Origin of the sequence: Halobacillus alkaliphilus (assembly GCF_900113125.1) — a bacterium.
GTDB lineage: Bacteria > Bacillota > Bacilli > Bacillales > Halobacillaceae > Halobacillus > Halobacillus alkaliphilus.
This window is the reverse complement of sequence record NZ_FOOG01000006.1, coordinates 111,969-132,041: the sequence shown is the minus strand read 5'-3', so window position 1 is coordinate 132,041 and position 20,073 is coordinate 111,969. Positions and strand designations below refer to the sequence as shown.

Below are 20,073 nucleotides of genomic sequence, written 5' to 3'. Positions count from 1 at the left end.
TTTACGATTTGATCCGTTTTTGCAATTGATATAGCTCATTCATAGCATCCATCGGTGTCATTTCCATTAAATCCAATCCTTTAAGATAGGATTCTACATTGGACTTTGATTTCGTCCCTTTTTTCTCGCTTGGCTTTCGCTCTTCTACAAACATAGTGAGCTGCTCTTCTTCTAAGGAAGCGCTCATCTCTTCAGCAGACGAATTGGAACTCTCAAATTGGGTAAGAAGAGCGGTGGCGCGATTAATTAAAGAGGAAGGTAGATCAGCAAGCTTCGCTACGTGAATACCGTAACTTTCATCTGCAGGTCCATCTTTAATCTGATGAAGAAACACCACATTCCCTTCGTATTCTTCCGCACGTACGTGCACGTTTTTCAATCGCTCAAGCTGGTTTTCCAGTGAAGTTAACTCATGATAATGTGTGGAAAACAATGTTTTTGCACGAATATGCTCGTGAATATGCTCCACGATCGATTGAGCAAGTGCCATACCGTCGTAAGTGCTTGTACCACGGCCTATTTCATCAAGCAGGATCATACTGTGTTCTGTCGCATTACTAAGAGCATGGTTGGCTTCAAGCATTTCAACCATAAAAGTACTTTGACCGGAAACAAGATCATCCGCTGCTCCTATTCTTGTAAAGATTTGATCAAATATTGGAAGAGTAGCAGATTCACAAGGTATAAAACTACCCATTTGGCCAAGAATTGCGATCAACGCAAGCTGCCTCATGTACGTACTTTTACCAGACATATTCGGCCCCGTAATAAGAAGCACGTCCGTTTCTTCATTCATGTAAATATCATTAGGAACGAAGGTTTCATCTTTAAGTACATTCTCTACCACAGGGTGACGCCCCTGCTTGATGTCCACTAATCTGGCTTCTCCATATACAGGTCGCACATATCCATTTGACTCAGCAATTTGAGCAAATCCCTGAAGTACATCAATACGGCTAATTTGTTCCGCTAGTCGCTGAAGCTCCTGAACATACGTTTTTACCTTTTCCCTTACTTCAAGAAAAAGTTCATATTCTAAATCTACACTTTTCTCCTGGGCTTCGAGGATCATGGTTTCTTTTTCTTTTAACTCAGGTGTTATAAATCGTTCGGCATTCGTCAATGTCTGCTTCCGTTCGTACATTCCGTCAGGCAGGTGACGCAAATTCGCCTTCGTTACTTCAATATAGTATCCGAACACACGATTGTATCCGATTTTAAGAGACCTGATTCCAGTGGCTTCTCTTTCTTTCTTCTCCAGTTGAGCGATCCATTGCTTCCCATTTCTTGAAGCATCCCGGTATTCATCCAGCTGCTGGTGGAAACCGTCTTGAATCAATCCACCTTCTTTAATAGTGATCGGCGGATCCTCTGCTATACTGCCTTCTAATAATTCTTTGAGCTCATGGAGCGGATCTATTTTTTCGTAAAGGCGCTTCATAGAAGGGTGATTGAAGGACCCCAGTGTTTCCAGAATTTCAGGTATTTTTCGTAACGAATTTCGCACTTGAATTAGATCTCTAGCATTCACATTGCCGTAAGCTACACGACCGGCAAGCCGTTCAAGGTCGTAGACAGAAGTTAATTGCTCTCTAAGAGTCTCCCTCTCGAAAAACTGATTCAATAAGCCTTCTACCTGATCATGCCGAGCTTCTATTGCTTCCTTTGTAAGAAGGGGACGTTCCATCCATTTTTTTAACATCCTTGCTCCCATAGCCGTAATTGTCTTATCTACAACCGACAATAAGCTGCCAGACTTTCCTTGCTTGCGGAGAGTTTCGACTAATTCCAGATTTCTTTTTGAATACATATCAAGGGTCATGTACTGGTTTAATTCCACCACTCGAACAGGCTGCAAATGATCAAGGGAGCGTTTTTGCGTCAATTGAATATATTGTAGCAGACGGCCAAAGCCGATAAGAAGCTTCTCCTGGCGTACCTCTTTTACTAACTCTTGAAATTCTTCTTGGATGGATGTTTCATCCTGATGAGAAATGGTGTAGCCGAGTCTATCTTCAAGGATTTCCTGCTGTTCGTGATTAAAGTCACTTGCTACAACAATTTCTTTAACAGGACGGCTGTACAATTCACTGATTGCTGCATCAAACCCTCCAGTAATTAATGCCACATTGTTTTCTCCTGTGGTGAGGTCGTTGTAGCTCACCGTGTACGTACCATCATTAAACTCACTGAGGGAAGCAAGATAGTTGTTTTCTTTTTCCTCAAGCATACTGCCTTCCATGACTGTCCCGGGAGTAATCAGCTGAACTACTTCACGCCTCACTACTCCCTTGGCAGCTTTTGGATCTTCAACTTGTTCGCAGATCGCTACTTTAAATCCTTTTTCAACTAGTTGCTTTATGTAATTTTCAGCTGAATGATAAGGTACCCCGCACATGGGTATCCGATCTTCAGCTCCACCGTCACGGCTTGTTAATGTAATTTCGAGCTCTTTAGAAGCACGGAGCGCATCGTTGAAAAACATTTCATAAAAATCTCCAAGACGAAAGAAAAGAAAAGCATCTTTATTTTCTGCTTTAATCTTTAAATATTGCTGCATCATAGGTGTATATTGTGCCATAAAGTCAATCCTCCAAAACGTTCTGTGTTCATACTGATCCAATTATAGCACACAACCTTAACTCTCTTGAACGAAAGCATACTCAACTGAAGAAAGGAAAATGTTACCCTCAACCTTTTAAAGAATCCTTATCGCCGACTTTTAGAAATTTCCTAAAAGATCAAAAATACATCTTATGCTTTAACTTTATTAAAAAAGAAAATCCTCGCTGAAGTCAGCAAGGAATCGGTATTTAATCATGCTTATCGTCGTCACTGCTGGAAGAAGGAAGAAAATCAGTTTCAATAGTTGAAAAATCATCAGATGATAGCTCATATTCATAATCTTCATCCTTATCACAGCCATGCGGATCGACTTTTACGCAAAGTTTGGTTTCCCCGATGACATCCACGGTAAATTCTCTTTCCACTTCTACAACGATCTTTTGACCATTGGCAGTTATATTCGCTTCTAGACAATTAGGCTGCTGAACAACTTTAGCTATTACCTCCACGTCATCATGAATACAGTTGTCATCTTTAATAGAGAGTTTTACAAGATCACAATAGTTCACTCGTTCTGTGACTACTTCGGTTTTCGTATTATCATTATACGAATACCAAACATTCACATCGTAGCTTCCTGAGACCTCCACATGCTCCCCTTTTTTCTTTGCATTGTAAATGTGGTTAATGACCCAACAACCGAGGATACTTGTCGGGCGGTGCGAGGGGCTGATCGTATGCGTGGATTCTGTAAACTTTTTACCTTTCCCAATTACAGCTTTTGTAATGATCTCCCTGTAATCACGGTCAAAAAAAGACATAGGGTTTCACTCCTCCTTATTCTACCGCCCATCCTATGCAGGGGTTGGGCGAATGGTTACTAACATGATAAAGACCTAAGGACGTGTTTAATTCATTCTATGCAAGAGCCCAAAAAACTGTACGAAAAAAAATCCGCCAAAGGGATAAACCCTATGGCGGACATGTATTTGAGCGAAAAAAATATTTTTTTGTGATATCAAATCAGGGAATTAGCCGCAGCTGCTTCCTTTTGTTTTTGATCCCGTTTCACCTTTAAGCAGGTCTCCACCTGTGGAGCGAATGACTTCATTTGTCACTTCACGTGAAATGGTGCTTGAAACCATTTGAAGGATATCATTGATGACGGTTTGACTTTCTTTAAATTCAGCTACTACAGGAATTTCATCAAGCTCATCCTGCAGACGATCAATTTCTTTTTCTACACGCTCTAATGCTTCAGACTTTCCATAAGCTTGAAAGTTTACAGCTTGTTTTTGTAACGCTTTAATCTTTTTTATATGAGATTGAACTTTCTGGTTCTCATTCAACTTTGCTTCCAACTGTTTAAAGCGGTCGATTTCTTCTATATTCGCCATCATATTGGCTAGTTTGTGAGCTTCATCTACTACTTGCTTTCTAGTGTACTCTGCCATTTACTTCACCTCTACGCTTGCTTCCACCATTTCTCCATCTAGAGACCAGGTTTTCGCTTTAGTTATTTTCACCGGTACAATCTGCCCGATGGATGATCTTGGAGCACGGAAATTGACTAGTTTGTTCCGCTTCGTGTATCCAGCCAGTACTTCCTCATTATTCTTACTCTCACCTTCTACAAGTACATGAACAATCTCACCTTCATATTGCTTCATCGCTTGCGCTGACTGTTCATTAACCAGCTTATTCAGGCGTTGTAGACGATCTTTTTTCTCTTCCATAGAAACGTTATCCTTCATTTTAGCAGCCGGTGTGTTTTCCCTTGGAGAATAGATAAATGTGTAAGCCGCTTCAAATCCAACTTCTTCTACAAGGGAGAGGGTATCCTGGAACTGCTCTTCAGTTTCATTTGGGAACCCAACGATAATATCTGTAGTAAGAGTAGCGCCCGGCATAGCTTTTCGGATTCTCTTAACAAGCTCCAGGTATTCTTCTCTTGAATATTTACGCCCCATGATTTTAAGGACATCTGTATTACCTGATTGGACAGGCAGATGAATATGATCGAGCATATTACCTCCCTTTGCAAGCACCTCAATGAGCCGGTCATCAAAGTCACGAGGATGAGAGGTTGTAAACCTGACGCGCGGGATATCTATGCTGCGAAGCTCATCCATCAAGTCACCAAGGCCATATTCCAAGTCAAGGTCTTTACCGTAAGCGTTCACGTTTTGACCAAGCAAAGTGATTTCTTTATATCCCTGGGCAGCCAGGTGCCTTACTTCCTGAATAATATCAGCTGGCAATCGGCTTCGTTCTTTGCCTCGTGTATACGGGACAATGCAGTACGTGCAGAACTTATCACAACCGTACATGATATTAACCCATGCTTTGATCTTGCCTTTACGGGAACGTGGCAGGTTTTCGATGATGTCACCTTCTTTGGACCATACATCGATAACCATTTCTTTTCCAAACATAGCTTCTTTTACAAGCTGTGGCAGCCGGTGAATGTTATGTGTCCCAAAAATCAAATCGATAAATGGATGTTTCTTCAGGATGCGATTCACAACGGATTCCTCCTGAGACATGCATCCGCAAACACCAATGATTAAATTCGGGTTTTCCATTTTTAATGGTTTTAAGTGACCAATTTCACCAAAAACCTTGTTCTCGGCATTCTCTCTTATCGCACAAGTATTAAGAAGGATGATATCCGCCTCTTTCGTATCCGAAGTGGACTCATATCCCATTTCTTCAAATATTCCGGCCATAACCTCTGTGTCATGTTCGTTCATTTGACACCCGTATGTACGGATCATATATTTTTTCCCTTTACCTGACTGATCCATATCTTCAGGTATTGTAAAATCATAATGCACATCTGTTTCCTTCTTCTTCCTGCGCTGTGCATCCCTCATATTCGGAGGCTGGTAAGTAGTTTCAAAATATTTCATGAAATCTTCACTAGATTTTTCTTTCAGACGGTTCAAATTATTTTTATCTGATGCCGCTTCATCCGGATTAACCTGACGAATTCGTGACATGTCATTTCGCTGTTGTTCGTTCATTGCGATCTCCTTTCAAGCCGAGCCTTCTAACTGTCTTATTATATCAAGTTTTTCTCTGAATTTTAAGTAGAATAGAGAATTTCTCTTCATTCTCCAAAATAGTATCAGTTTTTACGAAAAAAAGCCACCATGACTGATAGTCATAGCGGCTGACACGAGATTATATAATCCCTAACTTTTTACCAACGGCTTCAAATGCATCCAAGGCTTCTTTAAGCTCTTCCTTTGAATGTTCAGCTGTTACAATTGTACGAACCCTTCCTTTTCCGCGCTGTACAGTCGGGAAGACAATTCCTTGAGCGAATACCCCGTGCTCAAATAACTCATCGGAAAACTTATGGGTTAGGGCATCGTCTCCAATCATTACAGGCGTAACTGGGGTCTCACTGATGCCTGTATCAAACCCGAGAGAAGAGAGTCCGTCTTTAAAGTATTTCGTATTATCCCAAAGCTTTTCAATTAACTCAGGTTCATCCAGAAGTACATCGATAGCTGCGTCATTCGCTGCTGTAACTGCAGGCGGATGAGAGGTACTGAACAAAAATGGACGTCCTTTATGAATTAAGTATTCCCTGAGTGTTTGCGTACTGGCCACATATCCACCGAGTACACCAATTGCTTTACTTAAGGTACCCACTTGAATATGCACACGCCCATCAAGATTAAAATGATTTACTGTTCCGCGTCCATTATCTCCCAGGACTCCACTGGCATGGGCATCATCAACCATAATTAGGGCGTTATACTTTTCTGCAAGTTCGACAATTTCCGGGAGCGGTGCAATATTACCATCCATGGAAAACACCCCGTCCGTCACGACTAAGCGCGTACGGTACTCAGAACTTGCCTGCAGTGCTTCTTCTAAAGACTTCATGTCCACATGCTTATAAATTTTTCGATCGGCCTTCGTTAAGCGAATGCCATCGATAATGGAGGCGTGGTTTAATTCATCAGAAATAACTACATCCTCTTTTCCTAAAATGGAAGACAGTACACCCTGATTGGTGGTGAATCCGGATTGAAACACGAGAGCTGCTTCCGTGTGCTTGAATTTTGCCAGTTTCTGTTCAAATTCTTCGTGCATTTGCAATGTGCCCGCAATGGTACGAACGGAGCCTGTCCCAACACCAAATTCTTCGTTAGCTTTTTCCGCAGCTTTCTTCATCTTTGGATGAGATGTTAATCCTAAATAATTATTGGAGGAAAGCTGAATGACTTCTTTTCCTTTAATCGTCACTCTTGATCCTTGAGCTGATTCCAAAGGGATCAAACTTCTGAATGTACCTTCATCCTTCATTTCATCTAATTGTTCCTGCAAATATTCAAAACCTTTCATAGTATCTCCTCCTTAACAATTATGGATGCAGTACAACTTTCCCGCATTCGCCTTGATTCATTAATTCGAATCCTTTTTCAAACTCATCCAGTTTTAAGTGATGAGTAATCATTGGTTTAACATCAACCTGCCCTGATTGAAGCAGCCGGGAAACTTGCTGCCACGTTTCATACATCTTGCGGCCTGTGATGCCTTGAACTTCTATTCCTTTAAAAACAATATCATTTGTTACATCAAGGCTCACTCTTTTTGTGGGCAGACTTAATATAGACACACGCCCTCCGTTTGTGATCATTTTAAACCCTTGGTCCATAGCTACAGGGTGGCCGCTCATTTCACAAACCACATCTACTCCATGTCTATCCGTTAAATCTTTCGCCTTAACTACAGGATCTTCTTCACTTGAGTTAATCGTTGTAGTAGCTCCCATTTGTTTAGCTAATTCTAGACGATAAGTATTAAGATCAAAAGCCAGAACCTGGGACGCTCCCGCTGCTTTAGCTACACCTACAGCCATTAAACCAATAGGACCACAGCCAATAACAGCCACAGATTTACCTGCCACATCGCCGTTTAGGACGGTATGTACAGCATTGCCCATTGGCTCCTGGATGGAGGCTATATCTATCGGGAGATCACTAGGGTTGCGCCATAGGTTACTAGCAGGCAGTGCTACGTACTCTGCAAAGCACCCTTGCGTATCTACTCCAATAATCTTAGTATTTTCGCAAATATGAGATTTACCCGTTAAGCATTGAGGACAGTGACCGCATACTAAGTGTGTCTCAGCACTTACATAATCACCTTCTGTGAAGTTATTTACTTTTTCTCCAACTTCAACAATTTCACCTGCAAATTCATGGCCGAATACATAAGGCGGCTTTACCCGACTCTCGGACCACTCATCCCAATTATATATATGAACATCTGTTCCACATATGGAAGTTGCCTGGACACGTATTAACACTTCATCATCATGAATCGAAGGAATTGCTACTTCCTTAAGCTCTGCTCCTTTACCACGATGGTGTTTAACAATTGCTTTCATTGTTCCATTCACAGTGAACACCCCTAATCATTAATACAAGTTATAAATGCTGTTTACATCACAATTTTAACATGATTAGTTTTATTATCAACCTTAACTGTCCATCGTGAAAATACATATGCACACAAAAAAAGCCGTACTCCCCAGAGTACGACTTCGGCTTGTATGAAGGTAAGCTTTATATTAATGCTATCGAGGCTCGACAATCAATTTGATGGCCGTACGTTCTTCCTCGTCGATCATAATGTCAGTAAAGGCTGGAATGCAAATCAAGTCTAATCCACTAGGGGCTACAAACCCTCTAGCAATTGCCACTGCTTTAACTGCCTGGTTCAATGCACCTGCACCAATGGCTTGAATTTCAGCAGTGCCGCGTTCTCTCACAACATTGGCTAAAGCTCCTGCTACTGAATTAGGTACGGATTTAGCTGATACTTTTAATACTTCCATTACTAGCTCCTCCTTCAATCACTATAGTTGTTCCATAACTACTATATTCTTGGAGATGTAGAATATTACCTTTTCATTATGAATCAATTTGTCACAAAATTCAAATAATCATTCGAAGAAAGGATGATCATCATTGATCTGAATTCGATTTACCTTTTTAGCTTTTCCTGTCCGTTCGTCCACATCTACCAAAAAACCACTTAATTGTGATCTTCCCTTTTTTGGAACTTCGAAACGTACAGGTAAATTTGTTAGAAAGCGTTTAAGTACAGCCTCTCGATCCATACCAAGAATTCCATCGTAAGGACCCGTCATTCCCACATCCGATATATAAGCCGTACCTCCAGGAAGGATTCTTTCATCTGCGGTTTGGATATGAGTATGGGTCCCAACATTTACACTCACTCTTCCATCCACATACCAGCCCATCGCTTGCTTTTCACTGGTAGCTTCAGCATGAAAGTCCAGAAAAATTATGGACGTCCGCTTTTTTGCCTCTTCTATTAATTCATCTACTTTTCTAAAAGGATCATCATTTGGAGACAGGAAAGTGCGCCCTTGCAAATTGATGACGGCTACCTCAGTTTTAGGGGTTTTAACAAAAGTTAAACCTTTTCCAGGAGTCCCTTCTGGAAAATTAGCCGGACGAACAAGATACTGTGCATCGTCTATAAAGTCAAAAATCTCTTTTTTATCCCAAGCGTGGTTTCCTAAAGTTACAGCTTGAGCTCCCTTCTCCAAAAAACGACGATAAATTTTTTCTGTAATTCCTTTACCTGAGGCAGCATTTTCTCCATTAATTACCGTTACAGTCGGCTGGTATTTCTGTTTCAGTTTTGGTAGATACTCATCCACCATATCTCGGCCTGGTGACCCTACAACGTCACCTATAAATAATATCTTCATCATTAATCCCTCTTTACTTCTATTATCATTTTATTGTAAACATAAATGAAGCGGCCGCGCGGGCCGCTTCATATCTTTTATTTCGCATACTCCACCGAACGTGTTTCACGAATAACTGTTACTTTAATATGACCTGGATAATCGAGTTCTCCCTCGATTCGGTTGCGAATATCTCGGGCTAATCTAGTAGCTTCAAGATCATCAATTTCATCAGGACGAACCATTATACGTACTTCACGACCAGCTTGAATGGCAAATGATTTTTCGACCCCTTCGTAGGACTCAGAGATTTCTTCGAGTTTTTCAAGACGCTTAATATAATTCTCAAGTGTCTCACTTCTAGCACCCGGACGAGCCGCTGATAAGGCATCCGCAGCCGCTACTAGTACAGAAATGATTGACGTAGGCTCTTCATCACCGTGGTGTGAAGCAATCGCATTGATTACCGTTTCATTTTCTTTATACTTGGTAGCTAGTTCTTTTCCAATCTCTACGTGACTTCCTTCGACTTCGTGGTCAATCGCTTTACCTATGTCATGAAGTAAACCTGCCCGGCGGGCAAGCATTTCATCTTCACCTAACTCTGCAGCAAGTAAACCTGATAAGTAAGCAACCTCTGTAGAGTGTTTAAGGACATTCTGCCCATAACTTGTACGATACTTCAAGCGGCCAAGAATTTTTACAAGGTCAGGGTGTAAACCATGCACTCCAACTTCAAAGGTAGTTTCTTCCCCTACTTCACGAATGTAGTCATCTACCTCTCGGCGTGACTTGTCCACCATTTCTTCAATACGTGCCGGGTGGATTCGACCATCCTGCACAAGTTTTTCAAGAGCCATTCGGGCAGTCTCACGGCGGATGGGGTCAAACCCTGAGAGAATGACAGCTTCCGGTGTATCATCAATAATCAAGTCAATACCTGTTAACGTTTCTAAAGTACGGATATTACGACCTTCACGGCCGATAATACGTCCTTTCATCTCATCATTTGGCAAGTTGACTACTGACACAGTTGTTTCTGCCACGTGATCGGCAGCACATCGCTGTAAGGCAAGTGAAAGAATGTTTTTCGCTTTTTTATCAGCTTCTTCTTTAGCACGGTTTTCTGCTTCTTTAATCATAAGAGCTGACTCGTGTGATACTTCTTGCTCAACTCGTTCTAAAATAACCTGTTTCGCCTGGTCTGATGTCAAGCCTGATATGCGTTCAAGCTCGGTTTGCTGCTCTTGAAGCATAGCATTCACTTTGCTTTCCATTTCTTCAATTTGTTGTTGTCTCTCGGCAAGAGTTCCTTCTTTCTTTTCGAGTGAAAGATCACGCTGGTCAAGCATATCACTCTTACGATCGAGATTCTCTTCTTTCTGTGTTAAACGATTTTCAGTTTTCTGCAGTTCCATGCGGCGTTCGCGGTTTTCACTTTCCGCATCCTGGCGTAGTTTCTGATTCTCTTCTTTAGCTTCCAGAAGAGCCTCTTTTTTAGCTGAATCTGCATTACGACGACCTTCTTCTACGATCTGTTTTGCAAGTTCTTCAGCACTTGAAATTTTCGCCTCCGCAATCGATTTCCGAATAAGATAACCAACAACAGAACCGACGATAAGGGCAAGCAAAATGAAGATGAGCGAGGATATTATATCCATATTTTCACCTCCTCTTGCTATGAACTTGGTTCGTTTGTCGGTAGTACAAACGTTTCATTTTCAATGTGTGATTAAATTTAAATAAGGTTATAAAGATGAAAATGATACACATTCATTTTATGCCTGCCAATAGGGAATGTCAAGGAAACGTCAAATCCAGCCCGTAGATTATTTTAAATATTTCAAACAGTCAGTCTTTATACTTCTGATTTGGCGTTCTAAGTATAGCCTTATGTATAAAAAGACAGAAGCAGTGCATGACGCCACTGCTTCTATTTGTAAGTGTTTATGGAACCGGATGTCGTTAGCCTTAAGCCAAATCAGATGAGAAAATCAAACAGGTTATACGTCAAGAGTTTCCTGACTGTCTGATTTATTTTCTTCTTTTTCTTCTTCTTTAGGCTCCATTTGGTAATGATCACGAATAATGCGCTTAACTTCTTCATATACATGATTATTTTCCTTAAGGAACTGTTTAGCATTCTCTCTTCCCTGACCTAATCGTTCACCTTCGTAAGAGTACCAGGAACCGCTCTTCTGTATCAAATCAAGGTCGGTACCGATATCAAGTAACTCTCCTTCTCTTGAGATCCCTTCCCCGTACATGATGTCGACCTCTGCTTGTTTAAAAGGAGGGGCAACTTTATTTTTTACGACTTTAAGACGTGTTTTATTACCCACCATTTCATTTCCTTGTTTTAAGGTTTCCGCTCGGCGCACCTCTAAACGAACAGATGAGTAGAACTTAAGAGCACGGCCGCCTGGAGTCGTTTCAGGATTACCAAACATAACCCCAACTTTTTCACGAATCTGATTAATGAAGATTGCAGTTGTTTTAGACTTGCTGATTGCACCTGATAGCTTACGAAGAGCTTGAGACATTAGACGAGCCTGCAATCCTACATGCGCGTCCCCCATTTCCCCTTCAATTTCTGCTTTCGGTACAAGGGCAGCTACGGAATCAATAACGACCATATCTACTGCGCCGCTTCGAACAAGCGCCTCCGCTATTTCCAATGCTTGCTCCCCTGTATCAGGCTGAGATAACAGAAGTTCTTCGATATCTACACCTAAACGGCGGGCGTACACCGGGTCAAGCGCATGTTCTGCATCGATGAAAGCTGCCGTGCCGCCTTTTCTCTGTGCTTCTGCAATAGCATGAAGAGCTACTGTGGTTTTACCGGACGATTCCGGTCCATATATTTCTACAATTCTGCCTCGAGGATAGCCGCCTACTCCCAGTGCAACATCCAGTGCCAGCGACCCGCTGGGTACTGTGTTTACTTTCTGTTCGCTTCCATCTCCCATTTTCATGATAGAACCTTTACCAAATTGTTTCTCTATTTGACGCAAAGCTGAATCTAATGCTTGTTTACGATCACTCATATAAATATACCGCCTTTCAAAATTTCTATCCCTATCATAACTTGTTTTTGATAGTTTGCCAACTAAAAAGCGAATAAATGTTCCCTTTTTTTGAAATGCTTTTCTATCAATAATGGTATTTCTTCTTAAGAAAAAAAGAATTATTATATAGGGTCTTCTTAGTCATTTATAAATTTTTGATATGGTGAAAAATTAATTCGTATCCTTTTTTTACAGCACGGGAACGAATCTTATCTCTGCTTCCTTCAAATTGAAATTGATACACAGAAGGACGCTCATCTGCGATTTGCAGTCCGATAAACACAGTGCCCGGTTCCTGCCCCTCACTGGATTCGGGTCCAGCCACCCCTGTAAAGCTGATTGCAACATCTGCCTCTAAAATCCTTTTAGCATTTATAGCCATAGTTTCAGCACATTCATTACTGATCGTTCCATGCTCCTTAATGAGAGAAGGAGCTACCCCAATCACTTTCTCTTTCATTAATGGGGTGTAGGCCACAAGGCTTCCCTGAATCACAGTAGAAGCGCCAGGCAGGGCTATTAGCCGCTCGATAAATTTACCTCCTGTAAGGCTTTCAGCTGCTCCGAGACGATAACCTCGTTTATTTAGTAAGTCCCGCACCGTGCTCTCAATAGATACATTGTCACTTCCATAATAATACGAGCCAACGATCTCTAATATGGTCTCTTTCATTACGGCAATTTTCTCTCTTGCCTCGTCGCCTGTCTCTCCAGTTGCGGTGATTCGCAGTCCCACTTCCCCTACACTTGCCAGCGGAGCAAGTGTAGGGTTGGTCTGTTGTGAAATTAATGCAGAGAGTTTATTTTCCAGTGTTGATTCACCGATACCTATGAAGTACATCATTTCGGAAACAATATCAGACTGCAGTTTATAGGAACGCTGCAGATAAGGCAGCACTCCACTTTTCATAAGGGATTTCATCTCAGAAGGAACTCCGGGAAGAAAGATCCACGCTCTTCCGTCATGTTCTACAATTTGGCCTGGCGCCATCCCTTCTTGGTTAGGAAGTACAATACCCTCTTCGAAGACTAACGCTTGTTTTCGGTTGTTCGCTGTCATGGTTTGTTTGTTTTTTTCGTAATAAAGAGCTATTTTCTCCATTGCTTGTTGATCTTCCAGGAGTCTCTGCCCGATTATTTTCTGGGCAGCTTCTCTGGTTAAGTCATCCTCGGTTGGACCAAGACCACCTGTGACAACTATAACATCCGATCGACTGTGAGCCGCCTGAAAAATATCTTCCACTCTTTTCATGTTATCACCGACGACGCTATGCTGATAAACAGGTATACCGAGGCTTGCAAATTCTTTAGAAATCCACTGTCCATTCGTATTAGCTATTTGTCCGAGTAACAATTCAGTACCTACTGCTATAACTTCAGCCTTCATTTGGAATCCCTCATAACATGCCAGTTTTTCTGGAAGTACTCATATCCAGAATAAAAAGTAATAATTAGTGCTAAGTAAAGAGTAATTATTCCAAGGGGTAGATTTAGGTAAGCAAACGGCCAGTTGTGAAGAAGCAAAAGAGAGATGGAAATAATTTGTATCCAAGTTTTCAATTTTCCCATTTGACTTGCAGCTAAAACACTTCCTTCGCCTGCCGCAACAAGTCTAAGCCCCGTCACCGCGAATTCACGGCTAATAATAACAATTACAATCCATGCAGGAGCAAGACCAATCTCGACCAATACAATTAAGGCGGCACTAACTAAAAGTTTATCAGCCAGCGGATCTAAGAATTTCCCAAGATTCGTTACCAGATTATATTTTCTTGCAATATACCCATCAATCCAATCAGTCGTTGAAGCCAAAATAAATAGTATGGCACCAGCCAGATGAGCCACAGGTAATTCCCGATCCCCCATTTGAATAGATCCCCACTCAAACGGGACACTCATCAAAATGATAAAAATGGGAATAAGTAGAATTCTTGAAATCGTAATTTTGTTCGGTAAATTCATTTTTGTCACACTCCTAAAATCCACTAAAATAAAAGGCTGCCCTTATAATGATGGAAGATGATCATCTCCTCTATGATCCACCTTCAGGACAGCCTTCTCGAATAATTTCACTTAAAGTTAAGCAAAAGCTTTTGGGTAGCCTGCTGAGTTTGAAAATCTATTTGTTCACCGTTGATTTTAACAATGGTGCCAAGAGCATTCCCTGTTTTAATAAAAACTTGTTTCTTATCCGAAACATCAACCTTTACCGGAGAATCCTCCGGGCTGTATTCGATAGGTGAGATTAAATTTTCTCCATTTTTTTCACCTTGTACTTCCAAATAGGCTGTGCCTTCCAGTTCAATAGTCAAAGATTTTTCTTCTCCAGTTGCGATGTTATAGGTGTGTTCTGGAAAACTGCCTGTTCCTTTTTCAGCAAGGGAAACATCAGAAGACTCATGTTCTTCAGATTCTTCTGAAGAAGTCTTTTCTCCCCCGTCTTGATCTTCTGGGTCTTCTTCATCAGTTGGGTCTGAACTGACCGGAGTACTTTCGGTATCCTCTGCATCAGACGCCTCCGGAACATTAATATCGTTGTCAGACACTTCCTGGTCAGCTGCCCCGATTCCCAAATCATTATTTCCATTCTTGATAAAGGTGTAAGCAACAAACAACAGGCCAATTACAAGCACAAACGTCATGAGGGTAGGTAAGTATTTGGAAACGTTTGTCCTCTTCGCAGAGGGTTCTTTCTGTTTCTGTACCCTTTTATATTGAGCTGCTTCCTCTTTCTCAAATGAAGGCATCTCATCTTTATGCTCTTCCATCATCTCTTCAGGATCAATACCCACAGCTGATGCATATTCTCTTATAAAAGCACGTGTATAAAACTTCCCTGGCAGTACACTAAAATCATTCTCTTCAATAGCGTGAAGATAGCGTGTTTTAATTTTCGTGGTTTCCTGCACTTGTTCAAGTGAAAGCCCTTTAGACTCGCGTGCATTTCTTAATCGAGCTCCGATCTCCTTCTCCATGTAAAACACCATCCATTAAGTTAAAAATCAAACATGGAAAACCCGTCACCCATCGACATATCTGGCTTTTCCACCGTTTCGTACGTGATTACTTCATCATCGTTATTTCTTAATTCAATAATGTAATCAAAATCATCGAGTTTATACTCTGTTTCCTGTACAAAAATGTCTGGATGTTCAATCACTTTGGTAGCTGGAAGCCTCATAATTTCCCTCACAAGCTGCCAGTGCTGTTCACTTGCACGTCTGGCAGAAACAATTCCATCAATAATATAAAGGTTATCTTCCCTATACTCTTCATCGATTAATTGACTTCTGACTGTCTGCTTTAAAAGAGTGCTTGAGACAAAAAGCCATCTTTTGTTAGCACATACACTTGCCGCTACTACAGACTCTGTTTTACCAACGCGGGGCATTCCACGAATTCCTACAAGTTTATGCCCTTCTTTCATGAACAACTCAGCCATAAAATCAACTAGTACCCCTAAATCTTCACGATTGAATCGGAAGGTTTTACGGTCATCCACATCACTATGTATGTAGCGTCCATGCCTGACGGCAAGACGATCTCTTAATTTAGGACGGCGCAATTTTGTAACTTTAATGGTATCCATGGTATCTAAAATTGATTTTAATCGAATAATCTGCTCTTCGTCTTTGCATAGGAGCAGCATTCCCCTGTGAGAGTTTTCTACCCCGTTAATTGTAACAATATTAATCGCCATCATCCCGAGCAAAGAAGAGATATCTCCAAGCAGACCTGGTCGATTATACTGGATTTCATATTCTAAGTACCATTCTTTTTTCTCCATGACAAAACTCCTCTGGAAAATGTCATTTTTTGTCCTTTAAGGACTCTGCAACTCACTTTCTATCATAAAGGATTTTTATTGAATAGGAAAGTCAGGAAATGGATTATCTTTGAAAAATAGCAAAAACCGCACAGTGAAATGTGCGGTTTTTTAGCAATTTAAGCTTGAGTTCCTTCGTTACGTACAAGTTTCACCATCATATTAGCAATAGCGTGTTGTTCCTTTTGGTCAGCTACGTTCCAAAGATCACGCAGAACTGCTTCCTGATCATTTTCTGCATCTACTGAATTGGCAAGATATCCACCAATTTCGTATGCAAGGTCTGATACTGCTTGTTGATCCATTCCTTGCCCTTGAGCCTGATGCAAACGATCGCCAAGAAAGTCTTTCCAAGAGTCAAAATTTTCAAGAACAGACATTGTTGTTACCTCCTCTAAGTTTTTCATACTTAGTATGAGAGGAAACAAACTTTTTATACACACAATTTTATGTCCATCCGCCATTTACCCGCAGTACATGACCCGTAACATAACTTGATTGATCACTCAATAAATAGCTGATGGCGTCAGCTATTTCATGAGGCTGTCCGGCTCTCCCAAGTGGTATTTCTCCTTCTAGAGTATTCCATTCTTCAGGAGTGAGCATTTCATTCATTTTTGTTGCAATTACACCTGGTGTCACTGCATTAACTCGAATTCCGCTTGGAGCCACTTCTTTAGACAATGCTTTAACAAAGCTTATTTGTGCACCTTTTACAGAGCTGTAGGCAACTTCCATACTTGATCCTTCTTCGCCAAATATGGAGGAAACAGTCACGATATTGCCTGCTTTATTATGGATCATAAAGGGAAGGACATGCCGGGAAATCATCCAGGGAGCTTTAAGATGGACATGATAAAGTTGATCCATTTCCGCATCAGTCATGTCCTGGAAAAGGCCTTTCCATAGATGTCCTCCACAAAATACAATAGCTTCCCATTCTTTAGAAGTAATTTGTAAAAAAGCTTGAATTCCTTCTGTAGTAGTTAAATCAGCCTGCCGGGCTCCGAGCCATTGGCTTGCTGGAATTTGATTTTCAAGTTCGTCAATTCTACGCAAATTTGAGTAGTACTGCAGACCCACACGATATCCTTTTTCTACAAGAGTCCGGGTAACACTATATCCAATTTCACCGCTTGCTCCAATGATCAGACAACGTTTACTCATTTTCCTGAGGTTTGACCTGAAAGACCGAAATAGCTTCTTCATTAATCCAGTTCTGCAGGTATTCCTCTGCATCTTTGGAGGTAAGAGATTCAATAACAGGGAGAACGTCAAACAGATCTACACCAAGCGTGTGGTAATGAGTGAACTGGTTAGCAATGAATTCCAAGGAATTTAAAGCACGCATGAACTGTCCGATTTTCTTACGCTTCATTCGGGTGAAGTCTTCATCAGAGATGCTATTTTCTTTTAATTCATGAAGCATCTCTTTTACACGCTTAGTCATTTCTTCCGGCTTCCGTGTATCTCCGCCAAGGATAGTAAATCCGAATTGACGATCCAGTTCTGTTTCAAACTGAAAGCTGTCATCAATTAAATCACTACGGTATAGTTCTTCATAAAATGCCCCACTCTTAGAGAAGTAGTAATCAAGGATCATGCTGGAAAGCAACTCGGCTCGAAGTAATTCCTTCCCTGTTAAATGAGTGACTTTTTCCTTCACCCCAACCATTGCTTTAGCAGTAGTGACTGGCATAGTAATCGAGTTATTGGCTTTTGCGACTTCCGTCGGCTCGTCAGGATAGGAGCGATTAATTTCCGGAGCAGCCGGAAATTCTTTACTATCTTGATTTTCGCGAATTTGCTTCATCATCGCTTCTGGTTCTATATTCCCAGCTACGAATAAGACCATATTGGAAGGATGATAAAACGTTTCATAGCAAGCATAAAGGTCATCTTTTGTGATGTTTTGAATAGAATCCACTGTTCCTGCGATATCTACTTTTACAGGGTGATGATGATACAAACTTTGAATGGTTCCAAAAAAGGAACGCCAGTCCGGCTGATCATCATACATGCGGATTTCCTGTGCAATGATGCCTTTTTCTTTTTCCACTGATTCCTCTGAAAAATAGGGGTCCTGCACAAAATTAAGCAAAGTCTCCACATTTTTTTCTATTTGACTGGTGGCTGTAAATAAGTAAGCCGTTTTTGTAAAAGAAGTAAAAGCATTTGCCGAAGCCCCAAGCTTGGTGAAGTCTTGAAAAACATCACGATCTTCTTTTTCAAACAGTTTATGTTCCAGGAAGTGAGCAATCCCTTCTGGAACGGTCACTTTCTCATCCTGTCCAATAGGTGTAAAGGTCTGGTCAATTGATCCATAATTCGTAGTAAATATTCCAAAAGTTTTAGCCATCTCAGGTTTCGCGAGCAGGAACACCTTCAATCCATTATCCATTGTTTCTGTGTAGACGGTTTCATTGATCTGGTCATAGACTAGTTCTTCCACAGTTATTCCCCTCCCTCAAGGCTGGTTAAAAAGTAAATTGTATCTAGTTTAATCTTATTAGCCATAGCAACAACATCCTGCTTCGTCACTTTTCGGATATGCTCAATTAAATCATTAACTGGCATTTCAGCCCCGGACAGCATTTGGTGATACAGGACTTCAATAATTCCATTGGCATTATCCATCGTTTCTTGGAGCTGATGAATCACTTGTTCCTTCGTTTCCTCTACCTGCTCTTCAGTGAAATCTCCGTTTTGCATAGCATCCATCTGCTCTAAAATAATGGATTTTGCTTGTTTGTAATCTTTTGGATCAACACCACTAAAAACAAGAAGTAATCCTTTATGACTTTCAAAACGAGAGGCTGCATAGTAAGCCAGGCTGTGTTTTTCACGCACATTCATAAATAACTTAGAGCTTGGAAATCCACCGAATAATCCGTTAAAAATCTGTAAGGCATAATAATCGGGATCCCCAAACTTGGTGTAAGTACGGTATCCAATGTGGAGTTTACCCTGATTCACTTCTTCACGTTCAACAACTTCATTTACTTCTTTTACATCTTTAGAAGTAGATACCTGATCGTTATCCTGATTGCTGCTGTTCTCCCGGATGAAATACTTATCTGTCATTTTCTCAATTTCAGTTTGATCGATGTCTCCAATAACATAAACATCAAGCAGATCATTTTTTATCATTGAGCGATAATAATTATAAAGACTTTCCGGAGTAATCGAAGAGATATCATCTTGATAACCGCTTACGTGTAAAGAATAAGGTTCATCTTTACACATGTGATCCATTAAACGCATATTGGCATAACTCATTTTGTCGTCTTTTACAGACGTGATCTTCTGCTCTAGCGTTTGTTTTTCACGTTCTACAATGGACGAATCGAATCCTTCTCCTTCTACTTTAGGAGCGTAAAGAACTTCGTTGAATAGTTTTAGAGCTTCTTCCAATATGGGCTCTTGATCATTGAGATAAGCTTCGTTCACTACTTCCATACGGAAACTGATAACATGATTCTCGCCTTTTTTCGTCCCATCACTGGATAGTACCGTTCCATATAAATTTTCAAACGATGATTGGAATTCTCTAACATTCGGATGATTATTCGTAGCTTTTTGAAGCACATGAGGAAGCAAAGCCCTCTCTGTAATGCCCTCTCTTCTTAGTGGTGTTTTAAACTTAGCCACTATTGAAATGGTTTTATATTTTTTACTAGGTAGAATATGTAAACGATATCCTTGTTTTTCAAGCAATACTTCTTCCTTAATTTTCATTTCCCATCCTCCTTGTCGTTTCTCTACTATTATAGACTCACTCCACATAATTCATCCATAGAAAGCTACGTCCTATGCTAAGGTATATGTTTCGAAATGTAAAAAATTAAGCCCGGTGTAAGGACCGGGCT

The 20,073-nt window shown here is 40.9% G+C and carries 18 protein-coding genes; all 18 read right to left on the bottom strand.

Features of this window, described 5'->3' with window-relative positions:
- Position 1: 1 nt before the first annotated feature.
- The 18 genes from mutS to yfmF all read right to left on the bottom strand — a co-directional run bounded on the left by mutS (position 2) and on the right by yfmF (position 19,942).
- Entirely contained in the window at positions 2-2,581 is a 2,580-nt protein-coding gene (mutS, locus tag BMZ06_RS05845; RefSeq protein ID WP_089751032.1) for a DNA mismatch repair protein MutS, read from the bottom strand.
- A 232-nt stretch (positions 2,582-2,813) separates the two neighbouring features.
- Positions 2,814-3,386, bottom strand: coding sequence for an outer spore coat protein CotE (locus BMZ06_RS05840; protein ID WP_089751030.1), 573 nt, complete (start codon positions 3,384-3,386; stop codon positions 2,814-2,816).
- 210 nt (positions 3,387-3,596) lie between these two features.
- Positions 3,597-4,019 (bottom strand): YlbF/YmcA family competence regulator, encoded by a 423-nt coding sequence (locus BMZ06_RS05835; protein WP_089751029.1) that lies wholly within the window; start codon positions 4,017-4,019, stop codon positions 3,597-3,599.
- Complete coding sequence (miaB, locus tag BMZ06_RS05830; RefSeq protein ID WP_089751026.1) at positions 4,020-5,591, bottom strand: tRNA (N6-isopentenyl adenosine(37)-C2)-methylthiotransferase MiaB; 1,572 nt, start codon at positions 5,589-5,591, stop codon at positions 4,020-4,022. It abuts the gene before it with no gap.
- A gap of 160 nt (positions 5,592-5,751) precedes the next feature.
- A complete protein-coding gene (locus BMZ06_RS05825) occupies positions 5,752-6,927 on the bottom strand; it encodes a glycine C-acetyltransferase (RefSeq protein WP_089751025.1) in 1,176 nt (391 codons plus the stop codon).
- 19 nt (positions 6,928-6,946) lie between these two features.
- The gene (gene tdh / locus BMZ06_RS05820; protein WP_175477809.1) at positions 6,947-7,987 is read right to left on the bottom strand and encodes an L-threonine 3-dehydrogenase; all 1,041 of its coding nucleotides are present in this window, start codon (positions 7,985-7,987) and stop codon (positions 6,947-6,949) included.
- A 177-nt stretch (positions 7,988-8,164) separates the two neighbouring features.
- On the bottom strand, positions 8,165-8,425 hold the full coding sequence (locus BMZ06_RS05815) for a stage V sporulation protein S (RefSeq protein WP_089751022.1): 261 nt from the start codon (positions 8,423-8,425) through the stop codon (positions 8,165-8,167).
- A 108-nt stretch (positions 8,426-8,533) separates the two neighbouring features.
- On the bottom strand, positions 8,534-9,331 hold the full coding sequence (locus tag BMZ06_RS05810) for a TIGR00282 family metallophosphoesterase (protein ID WP_014643351.1): 798 nt from the start codon (positions 9,329-9,331) through the stop codon (positions 8,534-8,536).
- A 77-nt stretch (positions 9,332-9,408) separates the two neighbouring features.
- Positions 9,409-10,971 carry a ribonuclease Y gene (gene rny, locus BMZ06_RS05805; protein ID WP_089751020.1) on the bottom strand — a complete coding sequence of 521 codons (1,563 nt, stop codon included), beginning with the start codon at positions 10,969-10,971 and terminating at the stop codon, positions 9,409-9,411.
- Positions 10,972-11,313: 342 nt separating this feature from the next.
- Positions 11,314-12,357: a recombinase RecA gene (gene recA / locus BMZ06_RS05800; RefSeq protein ID WP_089751018.1), complete on the bottom strand. Its 1,044-nt coding sequence runs from the start codon at positions 12,355-12,357 to the stop codon at positions 11,314-11,316.
- A 166-nt stretch (positions 12,358-12,523) separates the two neighbouring features.
- Positions 12,524-13,765 carry a competence/damage-inducible protein A gene (locus BMZ06_RS05795; protein WP_089751016.1) on the bottom strand — a complete coding sequence of 414 codons (1,242 nt, stop codon included), beginning with the start codon at positions 13,763-13,765 and terminating at the stop codon, positions 12,524-12,526.
- Complete coding sequence (gene pgsA / locus BMZ06_RS05790; protein ID WP_014643347.1) at positions 13,762-14,340, bottom strand: CDP-diacylglycerol--glycerol-3-phosphate 3-phosphatidyltransferase; 579 nt, start codon at positions 14,338-14,340, stop codon at positions 13,762-13,764. The genes BMZ06_RS05795 and pgsA overlap by 4 nt, the downstream gene beginning before the upstream one ends.
- Before the next feature lie 107 nt (positions 14,341-14,447).
- Positions 14,448-15,353, bottom strand: coding sequence for a helix-turn-helix domain-containing protein (locus tag BMZ06_RS05785; protein ID WP_175477808.1), 906 nt, complete (start codon positions 15,351-15,353; stop codon positions 14,448-14,450).
- 20 nt (positions 15,354-15,373) lie between these two features.
- A complete protein-coding gene (locus BMZ06_RS05780) occupies positions 15,374-16,165 on the bottom strand; it encodes a DUF3388 domain-containing protein (protein ID WP_089751013.1) in 792 nt (263 codons plus the stop codon).
- 158 nt (positions 16,166-16,323) lie between these two features.
- Positions 16,324-16,584, bottom strand: coding sequence for a DUF3243 domain-containing protein (locus BMZ06_RS05775; RefSeq protein WP_089751011.1), 261 nt, complete (start codon positions 16,582-16,584; stop codon positions 16,324-16,326).
- Positions 16,585-16,651: 67 nt separating this feature from the next.
- On the bottom strand, positions 16,652-17,371 hold the full coding sequence (gene ymfI / locus BMZ06_RS05770; RefSeq protein ID WP_089751009.1) for an elongation factor P 5-aminopentanone reductase: 720 nt from the start codon (positions 17,369-17,371) through the stop codon (positions 16,652-16,654).
- Positions 17,364-18,656, bottom strand: a complete 1,293-nt coding sequence (gene yfmH / locus BMZ06_RS05765; RefSeq protein WP_089751007.1) for an EF-P 5-aminopentanol modification-associated protein YfmH — start codon at positions 18,654-18,656, stop codon at positions 17,364-17,366. The genes ymfI and yfmH overlap by 8 nt, the downstream gene beginning before the upstream one ends.
- Positions 18,657-18,658: 2 nt before the next feature.
- The gene (gene yfmF / locus BMZ06_RS05760; RefSeq protein ID WP_089751005.1) at positions 18,659-19,942 is read right to left on the bottom strand and encodes an EF-P 5-aminopentanol modification-associated protein YfmF; all 1,284 of its coding nucleotides are present in this window, start codon (positions 19,940-19,942) and stop codon (positions 18,659-18,661) included.
- Positions 19,943-20,073: the final 131 nt, after the last annotated feature.